The sequence below is a fragment of the Cellulomonas bogoriensis 69B4 = DSM 16987 genome, from assembly GCF_000767165.1.
In the GTDB taxonomy this organism is placed as follows: domain Bacteria; phylum Actinomycetota; class Actinomycetes; order Actinomycetales; family Cellulomonadaceae; genus Actinotalea; species Actinotalea bogoriensis.
Map to the genome: position 1 here is coordinate 1 of NZ_AXCZ01000234.1, position 3156 is coordinate 3156.

Annotated in this window: 3 protein-coding genes and 1 pseudogene; all 4 read left to right on the forward strand. The window is 74.6% G+C overall.

Translation table 11 applies throughout. The features are described 5' to 3' along the window. Positions 1 to 570: pseudogene (locus N869_RS17955) on the forward strand (protoporphyrinogen oxidase); the annotation flags it as partial. Between the two features lie 168 nt (positions 571 to 738). Next, on the forward strand, positions 739 to 1437 hold the full coding sequence (hemQ, locus tag N869_RS13870) for a hydrogen peroxide-dependent heme synthase (protein ID WP_035062555.1): 699 nt from the start codon (positions 739 to 741) through the stop codon (positions 1435 to 1437). Continuing rightward, on the forward strand, positions 1434 to 2645 hold the full coding sequence (locus N869_RS13875; RefSeq protein ID WP_084137210.1) for a ferrochelatase: 1212 nt from the start codon (positions 1434 to 1436) through the stop codon (positions 2643 to 2645). The genes hemQ and N869_RS13875 overlap by 4 nt, the downstream gene beginning before the upstream one ends. Continuing rightward, positions 2642 to 3156 (forward strand): hydroxymethylbilane synthase (hemC, locus tag N869_RS13880; RefSeq protein ID WP_035062557.1); only part of this gene is annotated, 515 nt, incomplete at its 3' end. The genes N869_RS13875 and hemC, both read left to right, overlap by 4 nt.

The window sequence follows — 3156 nt, forward strand, 5'->3', positions numbered from 1 at the left end:
CCGCGGGTCCGTGGCCTGGCCGCCGACCCCGTCGCGGTGGTGCTCGCGACCCTGGTGGTCCGGGCACCGGCACTGGACCGGGCACCGCGCGGGACGGGTGTGCTGGTCGCCCCGGACGCCCAGGTCGCGTGCGTGAGCGACACCCCCGGGGACCGTCAGGTGCACGCCAAGGCCCTGACGCACGCGTCGGCGAAGTGGGCGTGGCTGGCGCAGGCCGCGGGGCCGGGACGGCACGTCCTGCGCCTGTCGTACGCCCCGCACCTGGCCCCGGAGGACGACCGGGCCCTGCGCGCCACAGCCGTCCGGGACGCATCGGTGCTGCTGGGCACCGACCTGGGCGAGGACCAGGTGGACGGGTTCGCGCGGACGGTGTGGTCCACGGGCCTGTCCCGTGCGCGGCCCGGGCACGGGGAGCGGGTCGCCCGGTTGCGGCAGGACGTGGACCAGGTGACCGGGCTCGAGCTGTGCGGGGCGTGGGTGGCCGGGACGGGCCTGGCGGCCGTCGTGGCGGACGCGCGTGCCGCGGCCCGCAGGATCAGCACCCAGGGTGTGCCCGACGTCACGGAATGACCGGGGAACGCGCACCCGGAGGCGGCCGGACGCATTCTGCGAATGGGCGTCCCGAGACGCCCCGGGATTTGATCTGACACATCGTCAATATGATCTGACGGCATGTCAGAATCTCATGGGATGACTGCTCAGTTGTCGTATTTTCGTCCGCTCACGCAGACTTCACCCATGACCACACCAGACGACCGCCAGGCCGTCGCCGCCGACCCCGGGGCCTGGACCCTGTGGACCGTGCTGCGGCGCCCGGCCGCACCCGCACCCCAGCACTCCGACGCCCCCGCCGCGCCCGACCTCGCGACCGCCACGGCCGACCTCGGTGAGGGCGTCGTCCTGCGCGGCCTGTACGACGTCTCCGGGCTGCGCGCCGACGCCGACCTCATGGTCTGGCTGCACGGCGACACACCCGACGGGCTGCAGGCCGCCGCCCGACGCCTGCGCCGCACCACCGAGCTCGCACCCCTGGCGCCCACCTGGTCCGCGCTGGGCGTGCACCGCGCCGCGGAGTTCAGCGCCAACCACGCCCCGGCCTACATGCGCGACACCACCCCCAAGGAGTGGCTGACGGTCTACCCGTTCGTCCGGTCCTACGAGTGGTACCTGCTGCCGGAGGACGAGCGCCGTGCGATGCTCGGGGAGCACGGCCGCAAGGGCCGCGAGTACGCCAGCATCCTGTCCAACACGGTGGCGTCCTTCGCCCTGGGCGACTACGAGTGGCTGCTGGGCCTGGAGGCCGACGAGCTCACCGAGCTGGTCGACCTCATGCGGTACCTGCGCCACACCGAGGCCCGTCGGCACGTGCGTGAGGAGGTGCCGTTCTTCACCGGGCGGCGCATCGAGGTCGACGAGGTCGCGGAGGTCCTGCTGTGAGCACCACCACCGAGGGGCCCGGCCCCCACACCCTGCCCGACCGCGACCCCCAGGCACCCGCGCCCTACGACGCGATCCTGCTGGTCTCGTTCGGCGGGCCCGAGGGCCAGGACGAGGTCCTGCCGTTCCTGCGGAACGTGACCCGCGGACGGGGCATCCCCGACGAGCGGCTGGAGGAGGTCGCCCACCACTACCGGGCGTTCGGCGGGGTCAGCCCCATCAACGACCAGAACCGTGAGCTCAAGGCCGCCCTCGAGGGCGAGCTCGCCGCCCGCGGCCTGGAGCTGCCGGTGCTGTGGGGCAACCGCAACTGGGACCCCTACCTGGCCGACGCGGTGCGGGAGGCGCACGCCGCCGGGCACCGCCGCCTGCTGGCCGTGGTCACCAGCGCGTACTCCTCGTACTCCTCGTGCCGCCAGTACCGCGAGGACCTCGCCGCCGCTCTCGACACCACCGGCCTGGCCGGCGAGATGCACATCGACAAGGTGCGGCAGTACTTCGACCACCCCGGGTTCGTGACCCCGTTCGTCGAGGGCGTCCGCGAGGCGCTGCTGCGCACCCGCGACGCCCAGCCGGACCTCGACCTGACGCGTGACGCGCACGTGCTGTTCGTCACCCACTCCATCCCGACCGCCACCGCGGTGCAGTCCGGCCCGCCCGTCGCCGACCTGGGGCCGGACGGCGCGTACGGGGCCCAGCACCGGGCCGTGGCCGAGATCGTGATGGCCAGCGCCGGTGGCGTCAGCGACGTCGGAACCGGGGGGTCGGCCGCCCAGCTGGCCGCCGTGCCGTGGTCGCTGGTGTACCAGTCGCGCTCCGGCGACCCGCGCACCCCGTGGCTCGAGCCCGACATCAACGACGCGATCACCGACCTCGCCGAGAAGGGCACCAAGGCGGTCGTCATCGTGCCGATCGGGTTCGTCTCGGACCACATGGAGGTCCTGTGGGACCTCGACGAGGAGGCGATGACCACCGCGAAGGACGCCGGCCTGCACGCCGAGCGGGTGCCCACCCCCGGGGTGCACCAGGCGTACGTCTCCGGCCTCATCGACCTGGTCCAGGAGCGTCTGGCCACCGGCCCGGACGACACCGCCCCCCACCCGCGGCCCGCGCTCAGCCCCCTGGGCCCCTGGTACGACGTGTGCCGGCCCGGGTGCTGCGCCAACCCGCGCGGCGACAAGCCCGCCCTGGCGGGGCTCGACGCGTGACGGTACGCGTCGGCACCCGGGGCAGCGCCCTGGCCCTCACCCAGACCGGTCACGTCGCGGACGCGCTGCGCGCCGTGGCCGGCCTGGGCGAGGCCGACGTCGAGCTGGTCACCGTCCGCACCGACGGTGACCGGCTCACCGGGTCGTTGGCGTCCCTGGGCGGTGCGGGGGTGTTCGTCGCCGCGCTGCGCGAGGCGGTGCTCGACGGCCGGTGCGACGTGGCCGTGCACTCCCTGAAGGACATCCCCACCGCCGAGGCCCCGGGCCTGACCGTCGCGGCCGTCCCCCCGCGGGAGGACCCCAGGGACGTGCTGTGCGCCGCCGAAGGCCGGACCCTGGACGACCTGCCCGAGGGCGCGAAGGTCGGCACCGGGTCACCGCGCCGCGCCGCGCAGCTGCTGGCCACCCGCCCGGACCTGCAGGTGGTGGACATCCGGGGGAACGTCGGCACCCGTCTGGGCCGGGTCCCCGGGCTCGGTGACGGGCCGGGCGACCTGGACGCCGTCGTCCT